This is a genomic window from Paenibacillus baimaensis (assembly GCF_025567575.1).
The window spans coordinates 498,503-519,674 of sequence record NZ_JAOQIO010000084.1 but is presented as its reverse complement, the minus strand read 5'-3'; the positions used below and the strand labels follow the sequence as shown (position 1 = coordinate 519,674).

Annotated in this window: 19 protein-coding genes; 4 read left to right on the top strand and 15 right to left on the bottom strand. The window is 47.5% G+C overall.

The window, feature by feature from the left end; genetic code table 11:
• Positions 1–113: 113 nt before the first annotated feature.
• The 7 genes from OB236_RS21465 to OB236_RS21435 all read right to left on the bottom strand — a co-directional run bounded on the left by OB236_RS21465 (position 114) and on the right by OB236_RS21435 (position 10,372).
• Positions 114–2,621: a beta-mannosidase gene (locus OB236_RS21465; protein WP_262685820.1), complete on the bottom strand. Its 2,508-nt coding sequence runs from the start codon at positions 2,619–2,621 to the stop codon at positions 114–116.
• Between the two features lie 20 nt (positions 2,622–2,641).
• Positions 2,642–4,207 carry a helix-turn-helix domain-containing protein gene (locus OB236_RS21460; RefSeq protein WP_262685819.1) on the bottom strand — a complete coding sequence of 522 codons (1,566 nt, stop codon included), beginning with the start codon at positions 4,205–4,207 and terminating at the stop codon, positions 2,642–2,644.
• Positions 4,185–5,963: a sensor histidine kinase gene (locus OB236_RS21455; protein ID WP_317259365.1), complete on the bottom strand. Its 1,779-nt coding sequence runs from the start codon at positions 5,961–5,963 to the stop codon at positions 4,185–4,187. The genes OB236_RS21460 and OB236_RS21455 overlap by 23 nt, the downstream gene beginning before the upstream one ends.
• Before the next feature lie 49 nt (positions 5,964–6,012).
• Positions 6,013–6,891 (bottom strand): carbohydrate ABC transporter permease, encoded by an 879-nt coding sequence (locus OB236_RS21450; protein WP_076229139.1) that lies wholly within the window; start codon positions 6,889–6,891, stop codon positions 6,013–6,015.
• Between the two features lie 17 nt (positions 6,892–6,908).
• Positions 6,909–7,787 carry a carbohydrate ABC transporter permease gene (locus OB236_RS21445; protein WP_076229138.1) on the bottom strand — a complete coding sequence of 293 codons (879 nt, stop codon included), beginning with the start codon at positions 7,785–7,787 and terminating at the stop codon, positions 6,909–6,911.
• Between the two features lie 123 nt (positions 7,788–7,910).
• A complete protein-coding gene (locus tag OB236_RS21440) occupies positions 7,911–9,239 on the bottom strand; it encodes an extracellular solute-binding protein (protein WP_262685818.1) in 1,329 nt (442 codons plus the stop codon).
• Between the two features lie 185 nt (positions 9,240–9,424).
• Complete coding sequence (locus OB236_RS21435) at positions 9,425–10,372, bottom strand: alpha/beta hydrolase (protein ID WP_262685817.1); 948 nt, start codon at positions 10,370–10,372, stop codon at positions 9,425–9,427.
• Between the two features lie 215 nt (positions 10,373–10,587).
• On the opposite strand from OB236_RS21435, the gene cysK reads away from it, so the two are divergent.
• From cysK to OB236_RS21420, 3 genes are all read left to right on the top strand, one after another.
• The gene (gene cysK / locus OB236_RS21430) at positions 10,588–11,523 is read left to right on the top strand and encodes a cysteine synthase A (RefSeq protein ID WP_262685816.1); all 936 of its coding nucleotides are present in this window, start codon (positions 10,588–10,590) and stop codon (positions 11,521–11,523) included.
• A gap of 98 nt (positions 11,524–11,621) precedes the next feature.
• A complete protein-coding gene (locus OB236_RS21425) occupies positions 11,622–11,771 on the top strand; it encodes a hypothetical protein (RefSeq protein WP_262685815.1) in 150 nt (49 codons plus the stop codon).
• A 156-nt stretch (positions 11,772–11,927) separates the two neighbouring features.
• Entirely contained in the window at positions 11,928–12,479 is a 552-nt protein-coding gene (locus tag OB236_RS21420) for a GNAT family N-acetyltransferase (protein ID WP_262685814.1), read from the top strand.
• 19 nt (positions 12,480–12,498) lie between these two features.
• On the opposite strand, the gene OB236_RS21415 is transcribed toward OB236_RS21420, so the two are convergent.
• Positions 12,499–12,927, bottom strand: coding sequence for a DinB family protein (locus OB236_RS21415; protein WP_262685813.1), 429 nt, complete (start codon positions 12,925–12,927; stop codon positions 12,499–12,501).
• A gap of 320 nt (positions 12,928–13,247) precedes the next feature.
• On the opposite strand from OB236_RS21415, the gene OB236_RS21410 reads away from it, so the two are divergent.
• Positions 13,248–13,748, top strand: coding sequence for a GNAT family N-acetyltransferase (locus OB236_RS21410; protein WP_076229133.1), 501 nt, complete (start codon positions 13,248–13,250; stop codon positions 13,746–13,748).
• Positions 13,749–13,757: 9 nt separating this feature from the next.
• On the opposite strand, the gene OB236_RS21405 is transcribed toward OB236_RS21410, so the two are convergent.
• The 7 genes from OB236_RS21405 to OB236_RS21375 form a co-directional block, all read right to left on the bottom strand.
• Positions 13,758–13,937, bottom strand: a complete 180-nt coding sequence (locus OB236_RS21405) for a WYL domain-containing protein (RefSeq protein ID WP_262685812.1) — start codon at positions 13,935–13,937, stop codon at positions 13,758–13,760.
• A 104-nt stretch (positions 13,938–14,041) separates the two neighbouring features.
• Complete coding sequence (locus OB236_RS21400) at positions 14,042–14,341, bottom strand: helix-turn-helix transcriptional regulator (protein ID WP_262685811.1); 300 nt, start codon at positions 14,339–14,341, stop codon at positions 14,042–14,044.
• Positions 14,342–14,481: 140 nt separating this feature from the next.
• On the bottom strand, positions 14,482–16,125 hold the full coding sequence (locus OB236_RS21395) for a response regulator (protein WP_262685810.1): 1,644 nt from the start codon (positions 16,123–16,125) through the stop codon (positions 14,482–14,484).
• A 37-nt stretch (positions 16,126–16,162) separates the two neighbouring features.
• Positions 16,163–17,536, bottom strand: a complete 1,374-nt coding sequence (locus tag OB236_RS21390) for an ABC transporter substrate-binding protein (protein WP_262685809.1) — start codon at positions 17,534–17,536, stop codon at positions 16,163–16,165.
• The gene (locus tag OB236_RS21385; protein ID WP_262685808.1) at positions 17,533–19,302 is read right to left on the bottom strand and encodes a cache domain-containing sensor histidine kinase; all 1,770 of its coding nucleotides are present in this window, start codon (positions 19,300–19,302) and stop codon (positions 17,533–17,535) included. The genes OB236_RS21390 and OB236_RS21385 overlap by 4 nt, the downstream gene beginning before the upstream one ends.
• A gap of 85 nt (positions 19,303–19,387) precedes the next feature.
• Entirely contained in the window at positions 19,388–20,230 is an 843-nt protein-coding gene (locus tag OB236_RS21380; protein WP_262685807.1) for a carbohydrate ABC transporter permease, read from the bottom strand.
• Complete coding sequence (locus OB236_RS21375; RefSeq protein WP_262685806.1) at positions 20,230–21,168, bottom strand: carbohydrate ABC transporter permease; 939 nt, start codon at positions 21,166–21,168, stop codon at positions 20,230–20,232. Before OB236_RS21375 ends, OB236_RS21380 begins: the two co-directional genes overlap by 1 nt.
• Between the last annotated feature and the right edge of the window lie 4 nt (positions 21,169–21,172).

The window sequence follows — 21,172 nt, the reverse complement described above, 5'->3', positions numbered from 1 at the left end:
ATTTACACACAACGCAAAAAGAGGACATGGAACAAATTCCATGTCCTTCTTCAGAATGAATTTTAGGCCCAACCTCAAATTAGTGGTTGACATATTCCCTACAACAACTGGCGTTAAACGTTTATCGCCGATACCTTTAAAGCATCTAGTGACACCTTGTCACCTCGTGGATCACTAATATGAACCGTTGCCTGCTCACCAGGCAGCAGGTCAAAGAAATTGTCGCTGAAGCGGACGTTGCCCTGCGGCAGATCGAGCTTCACCATACGTGCCAGTGAGCCTTCGGCTGTAATCTTCACTATCTGCTCAGTAGCGTTCACTTCTACCTTGAGCTCTGAGGCAGGCAGGTTCAGATCCTTTTGGTCACGCAGATAGTGCAGATTGTCAGGTGCTTCGAAGCCTACTGCCGTAAGCTTAACAACAACGTCTGCCGCGGCTCTGCCGTTCAATATCTCAGCCTCGGTCAAACTTCCCAATTGAACAGCCCCGTTACTTGGCACATCAGCTTGTAATAAGGTGCTGTACACTTCACTACCGCTGAAATCATAGACTGCTACCCGAACTTGTCCTGTATAATCTTCAACACGGTCATTAACAACCCATATATGCAACGATTGTCCAGGCTCATGATCAACCGAGAGCAGTAATGGATGATAAAATTTCTTCGCATAATAGAAGGATGCCTTGGGAAGCAATTCATAATCGATCAGCGACCAGCTTGTACCCGGCCAGCTGTCGTTGTGCTGCCAGACGAGCGAACCGCTGATCCGCTTCTTGTTGCGGCGATAATGCTCGATTCCGTATTTCAAGCCTTCGGCCTGCGTGAGCATCGAGAAATTCATATATTCCTCAATATTTTGCGGAATGCCTGTATAGCCTTCCATCAGCAGAATGCCTTTTTGATGATTCGTATCCTTGTTGCGGTATGCCATTTCCACGCTGCCCCAGTAGAACTGCCCATCCGGGATATTTTTCTCCAATGTATAACGGTTGGCTGACGCATGCATACCAAATTCACTGCTGAATAAGGTGAAATCCTTTTTGTAGTTCTTAAACGTAACACCTTCGATGCTGTAATCAAGTATTGGAACATCTCCGAATTTACGCGGATACACCGAGCCATGCCATACCTGCCAGTTGTGCCGATCTCCAACATCAGGATCATTGGCATCATTGCCACCATAGGGCGAGGACGGCCAATAAGGGCGGTTGTCATCCAAAGCTTCCAGCACCTCAGGAATCAGCTCATGATAAATCTTTTCGCCGTAGAACGGGCTGGTAATGTCACCTGCAGCGGACTTCATATCGTACAGCCAGTCAATTTCATTGTTACCGCACCAGAGTGCAAGCGATGCGTGATTACGAAGCCTTTTGACATTATAAATGACTTCTTCGCGTACGTTATTCATAAAGTTCTTGTTGAATTCAGGGAACAGCGCATTGGCAAAAGCAAAATCCTGCCACACCAGCACGCCGCGGCGGTCACATTCCTCATAGAACACATCTTTTTCATAAATACCGCCAGCCCAAACACGCAGCATATTCATATTCGAATCCACAGAAAGAGCGATCAGGTCACGATAGCGCTGATCCGGAATCGCACCGATGAAATTATCCGCTGGAATCCAGTTCGAGCCTTTGGCGAACAGCTTGACTCCATTGATGATAAAAGCAAAAGCATGCTGATCGGCTTCATCCTTCAGCTGCAGCTCAATGGTACGAATACCGAAAGGCTTGCGATAACGGTCTACCCGCTCATCATTGGCAATCAGAACAACCTCCAGCTCGTACAAATAAGGCTCGCCCAAGTCATGCGTCCACCATAGCTCTGGAGATAAGACAACCAGCTCCACAGAGCCCTTATTTTGCTTAATTTCAAGCTGCTCGGATACCACCGTATGCCCATCCTTCGTCAACAGCTTCACTTCACACAACAAGTCCTGGTCCTTCGCATAAGGCGTCACTTCCGCATCAATACGAATGATGGCTTCTCCCTCATCAACGGATATCGTACGCGCATATACACTTTCCAGCTTCGCCATGCGATTGCTCTCCAGTCGTACCTTGCCCCAGATTCCGACCGTCACCATTCGCGGACCCCAATCCCAGCCGAAATTCATCGCTGCTTTGCGAAGCCATGGGCGTTCCTTCGTATAGGATGACCATTGAAACTGCTCTTTGTCCCGATTGTGCAAATAGAGCGGATCGAACTTAACGGCAATGCTGTTTCTTCCATCACGTAATATTTTCGTGACATCAAACGTATGCGCCATCAGCATATTGTCCGTCGTACCAATCTCAAGCCCATTCACATAAACCGTTGCAAAAGTATCCAAGCCTTCAAATATCAATTGGTGCCGTTCATCGCTGTTTGCTTGCTTCACATAATCGAACTGCGTGCGGTACCACCATTCCTTTTGCTCAATCCACAAGCTCTTGGCGTCGTTATGTCCGAAATAAGGATTATCGATAATATTTCTTTCAATTAATGCCGAATGCACGTCGCCCGGCACTTGAGCCGTAATCCAGAACCGATCGTCCAGATTAGGCGAAGCCATCTCCATCGGTCTCTTCTGCCCCACATCAAAATGCTGAATTCTCCATACGCCCTTTATTTCCATGACTTGGTTCCTCTTTTCCTCTATCCATTATTGACAGCTGTCTCACGAAATTCGCTCGGTGTTTTGCCCGTGTACTTTTTGAAAATTTGGCTAAAATACTTAACATCCTCGTAACCGACCCGAGCCGCAACCTCGCTGATTTTGGCTGGTGAAATCGTTAATATTTCCATCGCCCGTTGTATCTTTTGCCTGGTCACGTAATCGCCGAAGGTAATTCCGGTCTCTTTCTTAAATACCTCGCTCAGGTGGTTCGGATGCAAATGCACGTGCCTCGCAACCTGCTGCAATCCCACATCACTGCCCAGATGCTCCTCTATATAAGCCATTGCCTTCTGCGCATGCGTCGCTTGTCCCTCACCCAGACGGTTGTGATACAGCTTCATCACGGAATTCAAATATTGAAACAGCGTGTCCTTTGGCGTAACACTAAGCTTAAGCTGAAAATGCTTCGGGCTCTCCTCCATTGTACTCTCGCGTCCGGTTGCCGTCATAACCCGCTCCAGCCAGCGATGAGCCGAAATCGCAACCGAATGAACCAGAGCCTCCAGCGATTCGAGCGTCACCTGCGGATCCTCCAGCTGTACCTGAATAAACCGCTGCACCCAGCCCTTCAGGGCCACCGAATCATCTTCCAGCAAAATAGAAGACAGCTCCAGCTCCTCATCGTGAGTACAGACCGTTTTACCACCCTTGCGTTTGACAATATCCTCGTACAGCCAAATGCTCTCATTAATTAAAGTTTTATAGTTAAAAGCATCGCTAGCCGTTGTATACGATTCATGCATATGCTCAGGCTGCTGAACGGGGGTACCAAAAGCCGCATACAGCTTGCATTTCAACAGCCGCTCTATCTTTTGAAAAATAAACCGGAGGTGCTGCATCCCGTTATCACTGCCATTACCCAAACGGATCGCTGCAATCACCTTTTTTTTCTCCAGCAGTGACTCGCAGTTCAACAAATCCTGCAGCATATTGTCAACTGCAAACAAAAGCAGAGACGCTGATGAAGGTGAATCCTCCCAGCCCTCTGCCGTTACAATGAACACCTGAAGCTCGCTTCCGGGCGTATCACTATCACCGAACAGTCCGGGTAAGTAGGTATGGAGTAAATGACGGTCAATCGGTCCCGCTTCCCCACTCCTAATCCACCGTTCAAAGGTACGATTACGCGCTTCCTTATTCTTGTAATGATCCTGACTATGCGCAGCCCATTTATCTTCAATTCGTTGTCTGGCCTTTAACACGGTCTTGATGATTTCCTCCGGCCTGCTCGTTTTCAACAAATAATCGCTTACGCCTTGCCGGATGGCCTGCTGCGTATAGGCAAAATCGTCGTACCCCGAGAGCACAATGACTTCCAGATCCGGGATGATCTGAATCGCTTCTTCAGCAAGCTGGAGCCCTGTCTTGCCCGTCATCCGGATATCAGTCAGCAGCACATTGGGACGCTCAAGCGGGATTCGTTCAAGTGCTTCCTCCGCAGAGGATGCAGGCTCCAGCAGCTCCATACCAAGCTCGTCCCATTTAATCACTTTAGCCAGTCCGGTTCTGATGATAACCTCGTCATCGACGATCATTATTTTCATGTTGTCCCTCCAAAACCGGGATAGAGAATGAAATGCGTGTACCCGCGTTCAGTCGACTTTCAATAATCAGACCTGCATCCAGCCCATAATGAAGCTGCAGCCGTTCATTCACGTTTCTTAATCCGTAGCTTACATCGGGATATAGCTCCCCTTCCGGTGGATTCAGATTGTTTGTGATCAACTCCAATTGCTCCTCAGTCATGCCTACTCCGTCATCAAGCACCAGAAAGCTCATCCGATTGGCCTTGTGCTCTACGTACACCGATATCATCCCCTTTCCCTCTTTTTTTTGGATACCATGAAGCATTGCGTTCTCGACCAGCGGCTGCAGCAGCAGCTTGAGCATATAACGGTCCTGCAGCTCAGGATCTACCACGATATCCATATCAAATTTGTCCGGATAACGAATCGATTGAACCTGCGCATAGTTTTTGATATGGGCAAGCTCCTGATGGACCGGGCAAAATTCCTTGCCTTTATTCAGACTGAATCGCAAGAAATCGCTCAAGGCCCCAACCATATCCGCAATCCGTTTCTCCTCATTCATCAGTGCAATCCAATGAATCGAGGAGAGGGTATTATACAGAAAATGCGGATTAATCTGGGCCTGGAGCGCCCTCATATCCGCTTCCTTCTTATGCGCTTCGTTGCGAATCACTTGTTTCTTCAGCTTCTCGATATGCTTGCCCAGCATGTTATAGCTCTCCGCGAGCTTGCCAATCTCGTCTGATGAAGCAACTGAATACAGCGGCAGCGGTTCTTCCGGATTGACCTTGGCGATTAACCGGGTCAACACACGCAGCGGATTCGTGATCCGTTGAATGAGGAACAGAATCAGACCTGCTGTAGCCACAATGGAGAGTGCGACCGCGACACCGGTAAGCTGTAAAATATATCGGTTCTGCGCACTGTACAGATCAAACGGAATCACGCCTACAAGCACCCATCCGACTAGCGGTTCGCGGAAATACAGGATCGTCTTTTTGGCCCGACCTTCGCCATGATTCACGACACCATACAAAGCCGGATTTAATTCAGTCAACAGACCAGGCATCAGCACATCCAAGGACTGGGAAAGCCAGCTTTTATCCGTGGCTGATAGAACGATACCCTGTTCGTTAAGAAGCGCGACGCTCCCCTTCCCATCACCAAGGTTAGGCTCTGACCAATACCTGGAGATTACCTTCTCATCCAATGAAATCGTCAGCCAGCCGAGATTCCGATAATTATCAATGCTGCGCAAAGGACGAATGAAAGAGATCACTCTCTGGTTGCCGGCATAATTCTGCACATTATACAAGGTGGTCCACATCTTGCCTGTCACCTCACGCACATTAACAAGACGGTCCAGATCAGATTGATACAGGTTGGTCGTAGACAACGGCGGATTGGAATTGGCCGGAATAATCTCAACATTCGAAATGTATTCCTTGGAGCTGATTAGATTGGTCATAAAGCTGCGAATACGTGTCTGAGACCCTACATCATCATCCAGGCTGTTAACATACTGCTGAACATTGCTCTGACCAATCAAAAAAATGGACATGTTCTCCACGTCCTTAATAATAAAGCGCAAATTCCCATCCATCTGACGAAGGGTATCAATGCCCGCCTGTTCGGTTTTTTCTTCCGTAATTTTCGATGAAATGACATAGGCAAATCCCCCTAGCAGCATAAGGGGAATCAGTGTGGTTATGAGCATAATAACAGTCAGCTTGCGCCCTAAAGAATTTCCCATCCATCGCCACACCGGCATTGATCACACCCCCTGCTGCATCGTCCTATGAACACTGGCGAGAAACGGCTTAGCCTTTGACCGCACCGGCCGTCATGCCCTTCATTACCTGCTCCTGAAACACCAAATATACGAGGATCGTGGGAACTACAGCGATCGTCATGGCAGCCAGCGTCAGACTATAATCCGTTTGAAAGCCGTCCGCGAAGGTAGCGATACTGAGCGGCAAGGTTTTGAGTGTGGATTTGCTTATGAACACGAGAGCAAAGGAAAAATCGTTCCAGAAGTGCAAAAAGCTTAAAATCGTTACAGTCGACAGAGCTGGTGTCGAGATGGGCAGCATAATTTTCAGAAATACACCCCAAAGCCCTGTTCCATCAATAAAAGCCGCTTCCTCTATTTCCTTGGGTACCGAAGATAAATAAGCAACCAATACGAATATAGCTGTAGGCAGAGCAAATGCCGTGTAAGGCAAAATAAGTGCCCAGTACGTATTTAATAAGGAAAGCTGCTTCATTAAAATAAATAACGGCACCAAGGTGCTATGAATCGGAATGAGCATGCCAACTACGAAGAAGCCCAGTATCCAGCCCTTGAACCTGAACTGCAATCTGGCCAATACGAAGGAGGACAAAGCAGATACGAATAAGGTAATGGCCAATGAAGCCAAGGATACGATCACCGAATTCACAAAAGCCGTACCCATCTTGGACGTACTCCAGGCTTTGACAAAGTTATCGATCTGCCACGTTAACGGCAAGCTAAAAGGACGGTTCAGAAACTCGGCGTTCGTTTTGAAGGCACTGATGAACAGCCAAAATAAAGGGTACAACGTTAAAATACCATAAACCGTCATGAGAGTCCAAAAAATAGCGGGCCTCCATTTTTTCGCGGAAAATCCGGACTTGGCTGGAGCTGCTTGTGAGTATGGAGCCATAGTTTTGTTCATATGAATGGACCTCCTTTCTATGCGTTCTTTGACTTTCTGCTTGTCAGCCATTGGCTGGTTCCGATAAAGAGCAGACTCAGAATAATAATCGAGGTAGAGATTGCACTTCCGTATCCATAACGATAGGAGGAAAAGGTCGAGTTATACATATAAGTAGCCAGCAGCTCCGTGGCATGTGCCGGTCCGCCTTTGGTCATCACATACACAAGGTCAAACGACTTCAGGCTTCCTGAAATACATAGCACGATGGCAACCTGTATAGTTGTCCAAACCATTGGCAGCGTAACGGAAATCATTTTGCGAGCGCCTGTGGCACCGTCTATGAGGGCTGCGTCATGAATTTCACCGGGTATATTTTGCAAAGCCGAAATGAAAATAATTAAGTATAAACCGACAAAGCTCCAGGTCAGCGGAGGAATTAACGCGTAGATCGCAATATTGCTGTCGGAAAGCCACTGCATCTTCCAACTGCTTAATCCCAAATAATCGAGCAGGAAGTTAAGAATACCGATTTGCGGGTGATAAATATATTGCCAGATCATCCCGATAACGACCGAGGACATGACCATGGGCATAAACACGGCGGATCGTAAGAACCGCTGCAGCGCATTGTTTTTGAACAGCACAATCGCCAAAATCAAAGCGAGCGGCAGCTGACCGAATACCGAGGCAAGTACAAATATAATATTGTTCTTGAGTGCACGCCAAAATATAGTATCGTGAATAACTTCCACGTAGTTTTTCAAGCCGATAAATTTGGCTTCGCCAATGCCCTTCCATTCAAAGAAACCGTAATAGGCAGACCAAATCACAGGTACAAATACGAATAAGGTATAAATAAGTATGGATGGCAGTAAGCCCATAACGATAAATCTACGCATGTTTAGTGTCTTCATCTCTCTCACTTCCTTTCCAAATAATCAGCCCTCCACCAGGGAGGGCTGATTCGTACCGATGTTCGTTGTGCTCAAATATCTGATTGGTTTAATAAACGTATTGTCTAATTGAACTTATTGTCCTTATTTGCCAAGAGCGCCTGCTTGCGCATCCTGCACTTTTTTGGCGACAACCTCTGGACTTGTACCCATCAACAATTCCTGAAGCCCGTTGTTGATCACTTCAACTGCTGCAGAGCTTAATTTGGAATCGTAAACCGGGCTGATTTTTACATTTTTCGAAAATTCGCTAAGCTCCACGAACAAGGGATGTGCTTTGCTTTTATCTACATCAATCTTATAGCTGACCAGTGTGCTGCTGCCCAGCGTCGCTTTTTGACCTTCGGGACCGGACAATGCATAAAATAATTCCATCGCTGCATCTTTTCTCGCGCCTGTCAGCTTCTTACTAACGCCTAAGCCTGTTCCAACTACACCTGCTGTGGATTGTGGATCGCCTTTGCCTCCATCAATTGCAGGAATGATTGTAATGTGTGTTGTATCCAAAACTTCCTTCGGTGCATTGTTTACCAGATTCGCTGTTGCCCAACCGCCATCCATGAACATCGCGGCTTTTCCCTGGAAGAACAGCTGCATCATTTGATTCTCGTCGATACCATTAAAGCCATCCTGGAACGCTTTGGATTTGCCCAAATCCTGAAGAACTGTCAACGCTTTGATAAATTCAGGATCAGTAAATTTGGCGCCATCTTGAGCAGAAGCCTTCAAGAACCAGTCCGTACCGGTTACACGATCACCAATCGTGCTAAATATCGTGGATTGCGCTACCCAGTTGGCTTTGTTGCCCAGTGCGACTGGAATGATATTGTTTTTGTTGAAGGTGTCAATGGCTGTTTTAAATTCATCCCAGGTCTTCGGTACCTTCACGTTATATTTGTCGAAAATAGCTTGATTGTAGTAAATAAATGAGCTCAGAGCGAGGTTCATCGGTACAGAGTATACTTTGTTGTCTATCGTGTATCCATCGAGAGCATTCGGGATAAAGTTATTTTTCCATTCCGGTTTGCTGTTCAAAAATTCATCAATAGGCTGCAGCAGCTTGCCATTCACGAATTCCTTGGTCATCGCATCCGGCCACATTACGAACAAGTCCGGCATTTCATCAGCAGCCGCTACTGTACGCAAACGGGTTTTCAAGCCATCTGTCGGCAATCCCTCTGCTTCGAGCTCAATCTCGGGATGCTGCGTTTTGAAATCATCGAGGATTTTACGCATGGCAATACCTTTGGCGTCCTGGCCTGTCCAGTTATGCCAAATCGACAGCTTCACTTTTTCTTTATTAGCCCCACCGGCCGCCGCACCTTTATCTTCAGTAGTTTGTCCCCCTGCACATCCGGCAAGCATGGACGCTGAAACCATTGTAGTTAGAGCAATCTTGGTTATTTTTTTCATTTGTAATTCTCCCCTCTCGTTCTATTGTTCATTCTACAAGCTCCATTCTCATTCGGTAAGGGGAATATCATAAGCACAGGGGTAGAATAATATCAGGTTGGTCATACGTGACCCTGAACAAAAAATAGGATGAGGCCCGAGAGCCTCACCCTGTATTTATATAGAATGGCCTGTCCGGCTGGAATTCATTCCACTTGAGCGACTAAAGACGGCTGCTGCTCCAGCCACATCAGCACATCGCGGGTAACCTCTTCACGGTTAATTTCATTCAGCATTTCATGTCTGCCATCCGGATACAGCTTGCAGGTAACCTGCTCGATGCCAAGTTGGTCATACATCCCCATCAGTTGAGGAATTCCTTTGCCCATACCTCCAACCGGATCCCGATCACCGGCAAATATGTAAATTGGCAGCTGCTTGGGGATGCGTTCCATGTTGCTCAGAAGGTGAATATCAACTAATCCACGGAAGAAGTCCCTGAAAAATCCTGCGGTAAATATACCTCCACAATAAGGATCTGCTATATAACGATCAACCTCCGCATCATCGCGGCTCAGCCAATCGCAACCCGTCCGGTTGGGGCGAAATGGCTTGTTATAGCTCCCCAGCGACAGCTTCATCAAAAGTGGACTGCGGTGGTCACTGCCTTGCAGGGAAGCCAGCAATTGTGCAAGCATGATCCCTACTCTAAGGGTTGGTGGATGCTTGCCGTTTGTCCCTGACAGGATAACCCCCCTAACCTTATCGCTGTATGTATACATATATTGCTGTGCCAGGAACGAACCCATACTGTGACCAAACAAATAGACAGGCACACCTGGATGCCTTTTTGCAATAATGTCAGTCAGCTGCGCCATCGCCTCCGTCATTCTGGCAAATCCCTCGGCACCCGTAATGCCCACCTGATTCGGATGTCCCGCTGTAAGTCCATGTCCCCTATGATCATTGGCATATACTTCGTAGCCCGCTTGCACTAATGATCGAGCAAATCTCTCGTAACGTGCTGCCGTCTCCGCCATGCCATGAGCAATTTGAATAATGGCCCGGGGCTCTTGTCGATCTTCAAGGCTCCAATGATAGACGAATATCTCCAACTGATCGATATCCTTAAAAGTGAAAGTTTCCGTGTGCACAAATCATGCCCCCGCTCTTACTTCAGCTGCTGCTGTTCGATTAAGTTCATTATAAAGGAACGTACTTATATTTGCCTTATCCTATTAAAAGAAATCGTTATTCACATCAAAATAACTGATTTGTCAGACAGGTAATGCTAATGATAAGGTTTAATAATATTATCCTACTATGCACAGTGGAAAATAAGGAATATATACAAGGAGGAAGTCTAGCTATGTCTCGAATTGCTAAAAACTTAACGGACTTGATCGGTAACACCCCTTTGCTTGAGCTGTCGAATTATAACAAACATCAACAGCTTGAGGCGAAACTTATAGCCAAGTTGGAGTATCTCAATCCAGCAGGCAGTGTCAAAGACCGGATCGGCTATGCGATGATTCAGGCTGCAGAGGAGCAAGGCCTTCTAAATAAAAATTCAGTCATCATCGAAGCAACCAGCGGCAATGCGGGAATTGCACTCGCCTTCGTAGCTGCCGCCAAGGGATACAGGTTAATTATTGCTTTGCCGGAAACGTTCAGTCTGGAGCGAAGGAAGCTATTGACGGCACTGGGTGCGGAACTCGTGTTGACTTCAGGATCGGAGGGTATGCCAGGAGCGATGCGAAAAGCTGCAGAATTGGCTGACCAAATACCGGATTCCTTCATGCCTCAGCAATTTGATAATCCGGCTAATCCACAAATTCATCGTGTCACAACAGCAGAGGAAATTTGGCGGGATACCGAAGGCTCTGTAGATATTTTTGTCTGTGGGGTGGGGACAGGAGGTACGATTACAGGTGTTGGCGAGGTGCTGAAATCCAAAAAGCCATCCGTGCAAATCATCGCAGTCGAGCCTTTTGATTCCCCTGTTCTATCTGGCGGTACCAAAGGCGCGCATAATCTCCAAGGGCTTGGAGCTGGTTTTATCCCTTCGATCTACAATCCATCGGTCATTGATGAGATCATGACAATCAAAAGTGAAGATGCCTTCCAAACAGCACGTTTATTGGCCAAAGCGGAAGGACTCGTTGTCGGAATTTCCTCCGGAGCTGCGGTTTACGCGGCTACCCAGATTGCCAGACGTCCTGAGCATACAGGCAAAACGATTGTAACCTTACTCCCGGATTCCGGAGAGCGCTATTTATCCACAAGTTTATTTCAAGAAAAATAGTAAGACTTGTCTCACCTCTCCACCATTCGCCGAGACAACCTGTCAGCGTCCCTAATACTGTGATGGTAGATTCGTTTAAGCCATAAGGAGGTCTACAAGTGAATCGGTCCGATGTGAAATCATACCGCTACCGTGTTGGAAAAAACCATTTTCTTGTCATTCACATTCATCAAACGGCGACGGCAAGTTCTGTACAAGGTAACGTTCTGGCAAGTAATGCCGTTAATGTGGTCAGAGTTCGTCCTTAGCGGTGATTATAGAATGGCTGTCTTCTAGTCTCGCTCAGACTAAAGACAGCCATTTATATGCTGAACTACATGCAGTTTATTCGCCAATGCTAGCCTTTCGGATTTGGGTTCCCTCCCGTATTTCTGATATGATAGAAATCGGAGGTCGACATACGGATGGAATATCAAACAATCGATTATTGGGACGAACAAATTTGGAATCAGGCGGCACCGATTTACAGACAAGGCTTTGACCCCGACAACAGCAAACCGACAACAATTATTCGCCGCTCCATTGAGAGAAAGCTGTGCCAGCTGCATATCGCCAGCAATCAGTCTGATATCATCGCCATGGCGTTAACGGGTAAGCTGGAAGGCATCAACGGACTGCTTATCGATTATATGGCCGTTCGTGAGGATTCGCGAGGCCAGGGTATAGGCAAAATGTTTTTGGACTATATCATCGGGTGGTCCAGGTCTGCGCTGCAAAGTACAGGCGCTGTTATTGAAATCGAGTCCGAAGATAATGCTACCAATTTACAACGTCTTCACTTCTGGCAGCAATACGGGTTTACACTAACCAGCTATGTTCACACCTACATTTGGGTTCCGGAGAAATATCAGGCCTTGTACCTGATTTGGCAGCCAGACAGCCAGATTCCCCAAGACGGAGAGATACTATTCGAGCATATCTCACTTTTTCACAATAGGGCCTATGCCAAGAAATAAGGCAGCTCTTGTGCCCAAATTACTTGTTCATTTGATCAGCATACAAGTAAAAAATATAGTCAGTGGGCACGCCCTTGTGACCTAACTGGCGCAGCATCGCCGTTATATTGCCACGATGATACGTTCCATGATTGACAACATGCTGAACCAGCTCTACAAGCGGGACATTCAGCTTACCGTATGCAGGATGCTCACAGGAAATCAGCTTGTCCAAATCCTTCTGCCCGGCAAAAAAAGCACGGTATTGTTCAGCCATATTGAGGTACATAGTTTCCATATCCTTGATGCTTCTGTTCTTGATGGCTTCCCGGAGCGAGGTGATAACACCCACGATTTCCTCAAAGCTGTCATTGCGAATAACGCCCAGCCAGGTTGTATCCATCAAATAAATATGGCCGATCACTTCAGAGATCGAAGGAAATACACTTTGTACTACGGTGTTGTACACTGTACACCTCATCTGGTAGACTTTGCAGATGGTTTATTACGAATGTATTCGCCCAAACATGATAGTCATATAATTGTATGGCATGATGTGTCAGTGTCATTTGTTAGCACCCTCTCATCATTCGTTTGAATCATTGACCTCTATTCGAATTTACAGCAGTCTCCCTATCAGCTACCATTTTCAATGCTTCTTATGACAAGTATACCCGATCTTGACTGACATTTACGGTCAGTGAAGTCAGGATTATTCCATATAAAAACCAATTCAGCTGCCTGCTGGCATACCCAAGAAGGATTACAGAATCTGGAGGAGCGCCCATCATGCAAGAACTCATATTCACACCGATTGCCGAAGAGCATTTGCAGGAAATCATGGAAATTTACAATCATTTTGTCGCCAATACGACCGTCTCCTTCCATACGGAGCTGCAGACACTCGATCAAATGAGAGCTGCGGTAGTCCACTCCAACCCGCGTTTTCGCTCCTTTGCCATTTTGGAGGATCAGCTTGTCAAAGGCTATGTGCTCATCACCCAGCACAAAAGCAAGCAAGCCTATGATATAACCGGTGAAGTTACGATTTATTTGAATCCGGCATTTGTAGGTCAAGGCATTGGCAGTAAAGCGCTGTATTTTATTGAAGAGATTGCACGTACCGAACGGTTTCACAGCTTGGTCGCTACTATCTGCTCCGAGAATGTCAGCAGCGCAGGCTTATTTAACAAGCATGGGTATACTCAGGCTGCCTATTTCAAAGAGGTGGGCATTAAATTTGACAGAAAATTGGATATTGTTGTACTCCAAAAAATGTTGAATTTGTAACCAGCTATGCTAGCTTTGATAATAGTTCAGCAAATCCGCTGCGATCGCCGCCAATCTTTCTTTAAGAATCGGGTGCTGCAGTACCTGTAACGATTTCCCGAAAGGAAGCAAAAAGTGGGCCGCATACGTTAATATCGCCTGCTCATGAAGCTTCAGATGTACCAGATTGTCGGAACGCTCGACAAGCATATGTCCAAGCAGCCAATGTGCACATACATCGTTAATGGCCTGTGGCGTTCCATGGATTCTTACCGAAATGAGCTTGTCCTTTTGTACTGGCTGGCTGAGAACTGCTATGGCCTTTTAAATACGGCTGTTGTGCGAGTCGAGATCTGGATGCGATCCACCCGAAAACAGCGGACCTCTGTCCTCAGATGACAGTACCCGACGATATACCATTTGCCTAACCAGTACACAAGTCCGTACGGATCAAGCTGACGCGACTGGGAGGAGGTATTATTCCCTGTACGATAGTCCATTAGCAGTCGATATTCATGGGCAACGGACACCTCAAGCTCTTGCAGAACTGGCTTCAAGGCGGGATCAGAGATCGAGGCAATGACGTCAAAGCCATTTTCGTGACGAGTAATCATGCGTAATTGATCTTCATTGGTATACAGCTTGAGCTTGGCAATTGCCTGCTTTGAGCATCCACAAAATGGACAGCATATGATCAGATTAGGACATGAATCGATATTCCCTTCACTGAAATAAGCAGTGTAGTTAATTTTTCTTAATGCTCGGCCTCCACCTGGATCGTCGTACGATATTCAGATGGCGTCATACCAATCATTTTACGGAACACCTGTGTAAAATATTTGGCATCCTGATAACCTACCAGTGGCGCTATCTGGTATACCTTGACATCCGTATTGCGCAGTATCGAGCAGGCCCGTTCGATTCGCAGCTTGGTCACATATTCGAGAAACGTCACCCCACTCTCCTTCTTAAATAAAACGCAAAAGTGGCTGCAGCTGAGTCCGATGAACTCAGAAACCTCATCGATACTCAGATCATGATGAAACCGTCCGGATATATATTCGATGGCTTTCTGGATAGTACGAACTTCATCCTCACGAGCGGACACCCTCAGGGTTCGGCCCGTATGCTCCAGCAATGATTGTCTGAGCAGCAGCTCCAATTCATCGAGTGTCCCACAAAGAGGAATATGTGAAATCAATTCCTTGATACTCATCAAGGGCTCCTCGCTCAAATCGCTCAATCGCCGGGAGATGCCAACAACTAGCTCTATCATCATCGCTGCGGCATCCTCCTGGCCTTTGCTCTTATTACGAAGCTCGTTAATCAGCTCCTCCAGCAGAATGGAAATTCTGCTGCGATCAAAGCCGGCAACCGCTTCGGTCAAACGCTGCTCCCAATGCAATAACGCAGCGGAAGCTGACCGATCAGCAGAGGCACCCCCGGCCTCCGCTTCCTGTAACCATGCGGAGGCCGATGCCGTGTCGGCGTCCACATACACCCGCTCCCTGCCTCCGGTAAATCGGGCTAACAGCGCCTGCTGTGCGCTGCGATAACAAGCAAACAACGCATCCAGTCCCGAATGCTGTCTGCTGATTCCAACCGAGCAGGACAACTTTGTGCATATTTTCACCAGCGTGATGATTTCTCCCGCGGTTTGCTCAGTTTCCTGCATATTGCTGTTTTGCAGCAGCAGGACCCATTCCCCGCTTCGAAAAGGAAATACGGTCAAGGCACCACGCTTGCCTCCGTATTCGCTCAGCACATTGCCAACCGCAAAAAACCACAGTCTGCGGTCCTCCTGGCTCCAGCGGTTCACTTCCAGCGTATCATCAAAGCCAACAACTAGCATCACATAAGGATGCTCCAAATCCCAGCCCTGCAGCCAATAAGTCGGATTGTACGGCTTGTTATTTCCCTCCAGCATGCTGCTGATCAGCCGTTCCCTGAGCAAGCTGGATAAAGCCTGTGCAGAGCGGGTCAAGTAATCTTTCTCCGATTGGCGTTCAGCCTCCTGCTCCAGCCTGCTCCTTGCCTCACGCATGACGGTCTCAAGCTCTTCATGATCGACAGGCTTAAGCAAATAATCTGATGCACCATATCGAAGCGCTTCTCTGGCATATTCGAATTCCCCATATCCACTAAGCAGGACGAAAACTAATGAGGGCTGCTGATGCAATGCTTCTTTCATCATCGAAATCCCATCCATAACTGGCATTCGAATGTCGCTGATCACAACGTCCGGCTTGTGAGCTTGAATCAGCTGCAATCCCTGCTCACCATTTGCTGCTTCTCCCACGATTTGCATCTGCATTTCCTCCCAAGGTAAAGCTACCTTCAAGCTGCGCAGAATAATCGGCTCGTCATCGACAAGAACTACCTTATAAATGCTGGACAATGGAAAACACCTCCTTTGGACACACTCTTGTTACGGGTTATTTGCCAATCAGCTCATAGTACTGCTGCAGATGGGCTTCCAGACTTTGCAGCGCTTCCCGTGCCGATACATTGCCTGCAATCAGCTGCTCGGCGACCTGAAAGAACGGCTCCTGCAAAGCAGGTGGCAGCGCATTATCATATGGAACAAAGGCTGTAGGCGATGCCTCCAGCAAATCGACAATTTGTTTGAATACCGGTCCTGTCCGGCGATAATCAACCGCTATTTTCATAGCTGGCAGCCGGAAGCTTTCATATACAATTCGCCTCTGCACATCCGGAGCATAAATGGCCTTAACCAAATCGAGCGCAGCTCGGCGCCGTTCACCCTCAAGATTGGCCGACAAGCCCAGACCGAAGGTGTAGCCTCTGGCCAGACCAACCGATGCCTCCTTCGGTCCCGACAGTACAGGGAAATTGAATACCCCTACCTTGTCGGCAAACCCTGGTGTGGAATTTTCGCCCTGAAATAAATTAAGCTCCCAGCTACCGCTCAGGAACATTCCGGCCTTGCCATCCAAAAACAGATTCTCGGCATAAGCAATACTGCGTGTATCCGACATCGTCGGGAATGGACTCAGCTTGGCGAACTCAAGAAAACGCTCTGTCGCCTGCTCATAATCGGCATTCATGAAGCTGCCTTTTCCTTTTACAATCTGATCTATCACTGCAGACCCTGCAAACCGCTGCAGGAAATAATGATAATGCATGGCCCCCGGCCAGCGCTCCTGATTTCCTAACGAGAATGGAACCAACCCTGCTGCTTTGAGCTTGGTGATCACCTGCACGAGCTGGTCCCAATTGGTGGGAACAGACAGGCCAAGCTCGGCAAACAACTGCTTGTTATAATAAACCGGCTCAACAAAACCTTCGATCGGGAGGCCGTACACCCCACTGCCGAACTTCCAAAGGCTCAGATCGTAAAAGCCATCGTCCATGCTATTCTCTTTCAGAAAACCTGACAAATCCAGCAGCCGCCCTGCACGTGCGTAAGGTTCGATTTCAGCGCCGCTGAACAACACGAAAATATCCGGTGGGTTGCCTGTCACCATCTCACTCTTCAAGCGCTGCTCGCGGTGAACCGTTTGATCCAATCCTTCAAAGTCAACACGCACGTTCGGATGGTCCAGCTCGAATTGCTTAATGACTTCAGATACGATCTTTAACATCTGGGCGTTGTGCTCCTGAATCCAGACATGACGAAAGCTCAGCTTGATCTTCTCTGTCGCCTGAGGCTGTGATTCAGAGGAACAGCCCGCACCTAGAACGACCAGTATGCTAATTAGTATTCCAGCCAGCAGCGAGCGCGTCCGTCCTCTCATAAAAGAGCCGTTCCACAGCCCACAACGCTTGTTGTCAATGGACTTGTTCATTGGCCTGCACCTCCCTGGCTGTCCGCTAAAATCCGTGGCATCCGAATACGTACAATCGTGCCTTCACCACGAGTCGAGCAGACCATAATCCCATAGCTGCCGCCAAAACGAATTCGCAGTCGATCATGCACATTTTTCATGCCTACTCCGCGATGCCTCGTCTTGTCCGTGCTCTGCTGCCGTCCGGCAAACAGCTCCTCCAGCCTGCTGGGTTCAATCCCGTGTCCGTTATCCGCCACTTCCACAACAAGATCGGTTCCCACCTCCATGACACGGATACGAATAAGCCCTTGTTCCTGCATCGGTTCGATTCCGTGATAGAGCGCATTTTCCACAATGGGCTGGACGATCAGCTTCAGCGTCAGGTGTCTTTTCCATGTGTCTGGCAGCTCCATTTCATAATTCAGCTTATCGCCAAAGCGACACATCTGGATAAACAAGTAATGCTTGACATGCTCCAGCTCGGTAGCAATCGGAACCAGCTCCTGGGTTTCACTGATACTGATCCGCAGCAGCTTGCCGAGTGAAATCACCAGTCTGCTGATTTCCTTATTACCTTGAAGCACGGCCATTGAATTGATCGTTTCCAGCGAATTATATATAAAATGCGGATTGATCTGTGCCACAAGCGCTTGCATCTCCGCTTCCTTCTTCCTCTCCTGCTCTACTTCGACCCGCCGGATCAGCTCCTGAATTTGACCGCTCATCCGGTTAAAGCCCCGCACCAATAACCCTGATTCGTCACGGTACACCTCACTGCCTTGCCTGACCTCCGTAAATTTGCCCGATTCTGCCAATCGCAGCGCTTTCACAACTGAAATTATCGAATGCACCAGCTTGCGAATGAACAGGACATCAAACAATATCACACTGAGCAGGGCAAAGACGAGCAGACCGAGCGCCAAATTACGGATCCCAGCGGTTTCCGCGTACATTTGATTAAGTGGTGTCAGCGCAACCAAATACCACCCGGAAATTTGTGAGGGATAATAGGTGATAAAGGTTTGCTCTCCTTCATAAGTGTCCACATAAGCATGGCGCTCCTCATGAGACTGTAGAAATGGAAAAGAAATCTGTTTCCCCAGATGCTGACCCGACTTACTGAACAGCACCAACCCCTGATGGTTCACAACCATCATCTCGCCTTCCTTAATCGTCCCCGCTTCCCAGAAAACATGATCGACTGCATCGGTCTTCACCGTCAATACGAGGGTTCCGATGTCATCGAGTGAATAATAATCCTTAATCGTACGTACATGGGTAAGCTGCTGATCGGAGGCTGTTGAATTTTCAAAAGGACCGAGCCATAAAGGCCGTCCATTCAAAGCTCTCATCTGCCCATACCACGGCTGCTGCTTCAGCATCTCATAGGTTGCCGCCGGAGCCGCTCTGGAGCTGTGAACCAGCTCATTTTGATTATATAAGGTCAAAGACGTTATTTTCGGATGGGATAAAAGCAGATTGTTCAACTCAGTAAGCAATTGACGACTGGCAGCTCCTTCACTCTCCCGAAGCTCTCCCGTATACTTGCGCTTCAAAAATTGCTGAATAACCGGTTGGGTAATACTCAAGTCCGAGATCACATTCATTTCGTTCAGCGCATACTGGATTTTGCGGTCCGTTTCCAGCAGGCTGTTAGCGTAAAAATTCTCCGTTTGCTTTTCGATAGCACCGTTAAACAGCTTGTAGGTAATGCTGCCCATCAACACAATCGGAATAAATACAAGCAATATAACACCCAGCATAATTTTATGGCGCAGCGACATAACGAGTCCTCCAGAGTTGTAGCATACCGTACTTACACATTCTCACCGGAGGGGGGATTATCCTGCTGCGCCGCTTGTGAACATTTCAGCTTTTTACAGCTCCTGAAGTTAACCCCGATATAAACCAGCGGCTAAATAGCGCAAATACGATTAATAAAGGAAGTGTTGCAAAGAACGTAGCTGACATAATCATGCCATAGTCGATCGAATCGTTGCGGCTGAACAGCTGCTGCAGCGCAATCTGAATCGTAAAATTCTCATTGTTCTTGAGCACAACCAACGGCCAGAAAAAGTCATTCCACGTATTTAAAAAAGTGAAAATACCAAGTGTCGCCAATGCGGGTACGATGATCGGCAGCACGATCCGCCAATACGTATTGATATATCCGCTGCCATCGATCCGGCTTGCTTCCAGAAGCTCCGTGTGAATACTCGATATAATATATTGTCGCATCCAGAAAATACCAAATGCTGAAACCATACTTGGCACAATAATTGCTTTATACGAATCAATCCACGACAGCTTCGCCATCAAAATATAGTTCGGCAGCACACTCAGCTGCTGAGGGACGAGCAGAGTCCCAAGGACGAGCACAAACAGCAGCTTTTTACCTGGAAATTCAAATTTGGCAAATGCAAAGCCCGCCAGTGAACAAAAGAACAGTACGGAAACGGTAGTCGCACCTGATACGATAAACGAGTTCCAGAGCGCCCTGAAAAATATAATCCGCTCCAGCGCATGTGTGAAATTGGCGATAAGCTCCGGTCCGGGTATAATAGCGGGCGGGATTTGGTACACTGCATCTCTCGTCCGGGTTGAGATCACCAGCATCCAATAAAAGGGATAGGCCGAAGCGAACGCTCCTGCAGCCAGCAGGATATAAATAATGATTCGTGAAATGACGTTTTGTTTTTCTCCTACCGGCATTACGCTTCCCCTCCCATTCTTTTGGACAGCCAAGTGTTCAGCAATGAAAAAATCACGGTGAACATGAATAAGATGACAGCCGTTGCAGCGGCAGTGCCAAAGAACGAATTACGGAATGCTTCTGTATACAAATAAATCACCATCGTAATGCCCTCCGAGCGGGTAGATCCTGAGCCTCCCTGACTTAAGAACACATAGGGCTCGGTGAATAGCTGAATACTGCCAATCGTTGAAATCAGCACGGTAAATAAAATAAACGGTTTGAGCAGCGGGACTGTGATATGTGTAAACAGTTGACGACGGTTGGCTCCATCGATACGTGCGGCTTCGTATAAATCGCCGGGGATGCTTTGCAGGCCCGCTAGAAATATAATTGCGTTATAGCCGGTCCAGCGCCATATGACCATCGTCGCGATCGCCGTCTTAAGCGGCCAGTTCTGAATATTCCATGCATAAGGTCCCATTTCCAGAAAAGAAACCAAATAATTGGCCATGCCTTTATTGGCAAATGCTGCGCTAAAAATCATCGTAACCGCAACAATGGAAGTCACATTTGGTAAAAAATAAATAGCTCTCAGCAGCTTCGTTCCTTTAATAAAAGCGGAATTCAAGGCCACAGCAAGAATGAGTGCCAGAATGAGCTGTGGAATCGTACCCATGCCACCCATAATAAACGTATTGCCGACTGAGGTCCAAAAGGTCGGGTCGGTCAAAACAAGCTCAAAATTTTTCAAGCCGACAAACTTCATATCCCCCATACCGTTCCATTTGTACATCGACAAATAAAAAGTAAAAAAGATCGGATAAATCCCAAATATAGCGAACAGCACAAAAAATGGTGATATAAACAGATAAGCCGCCAATCGGCTTCTTCGCCGCTCGGTGAGCCAAGGACGCGCCGCAGCTCCGGCGGTGGGTGCAACAGCATGGATGTTCATTTGA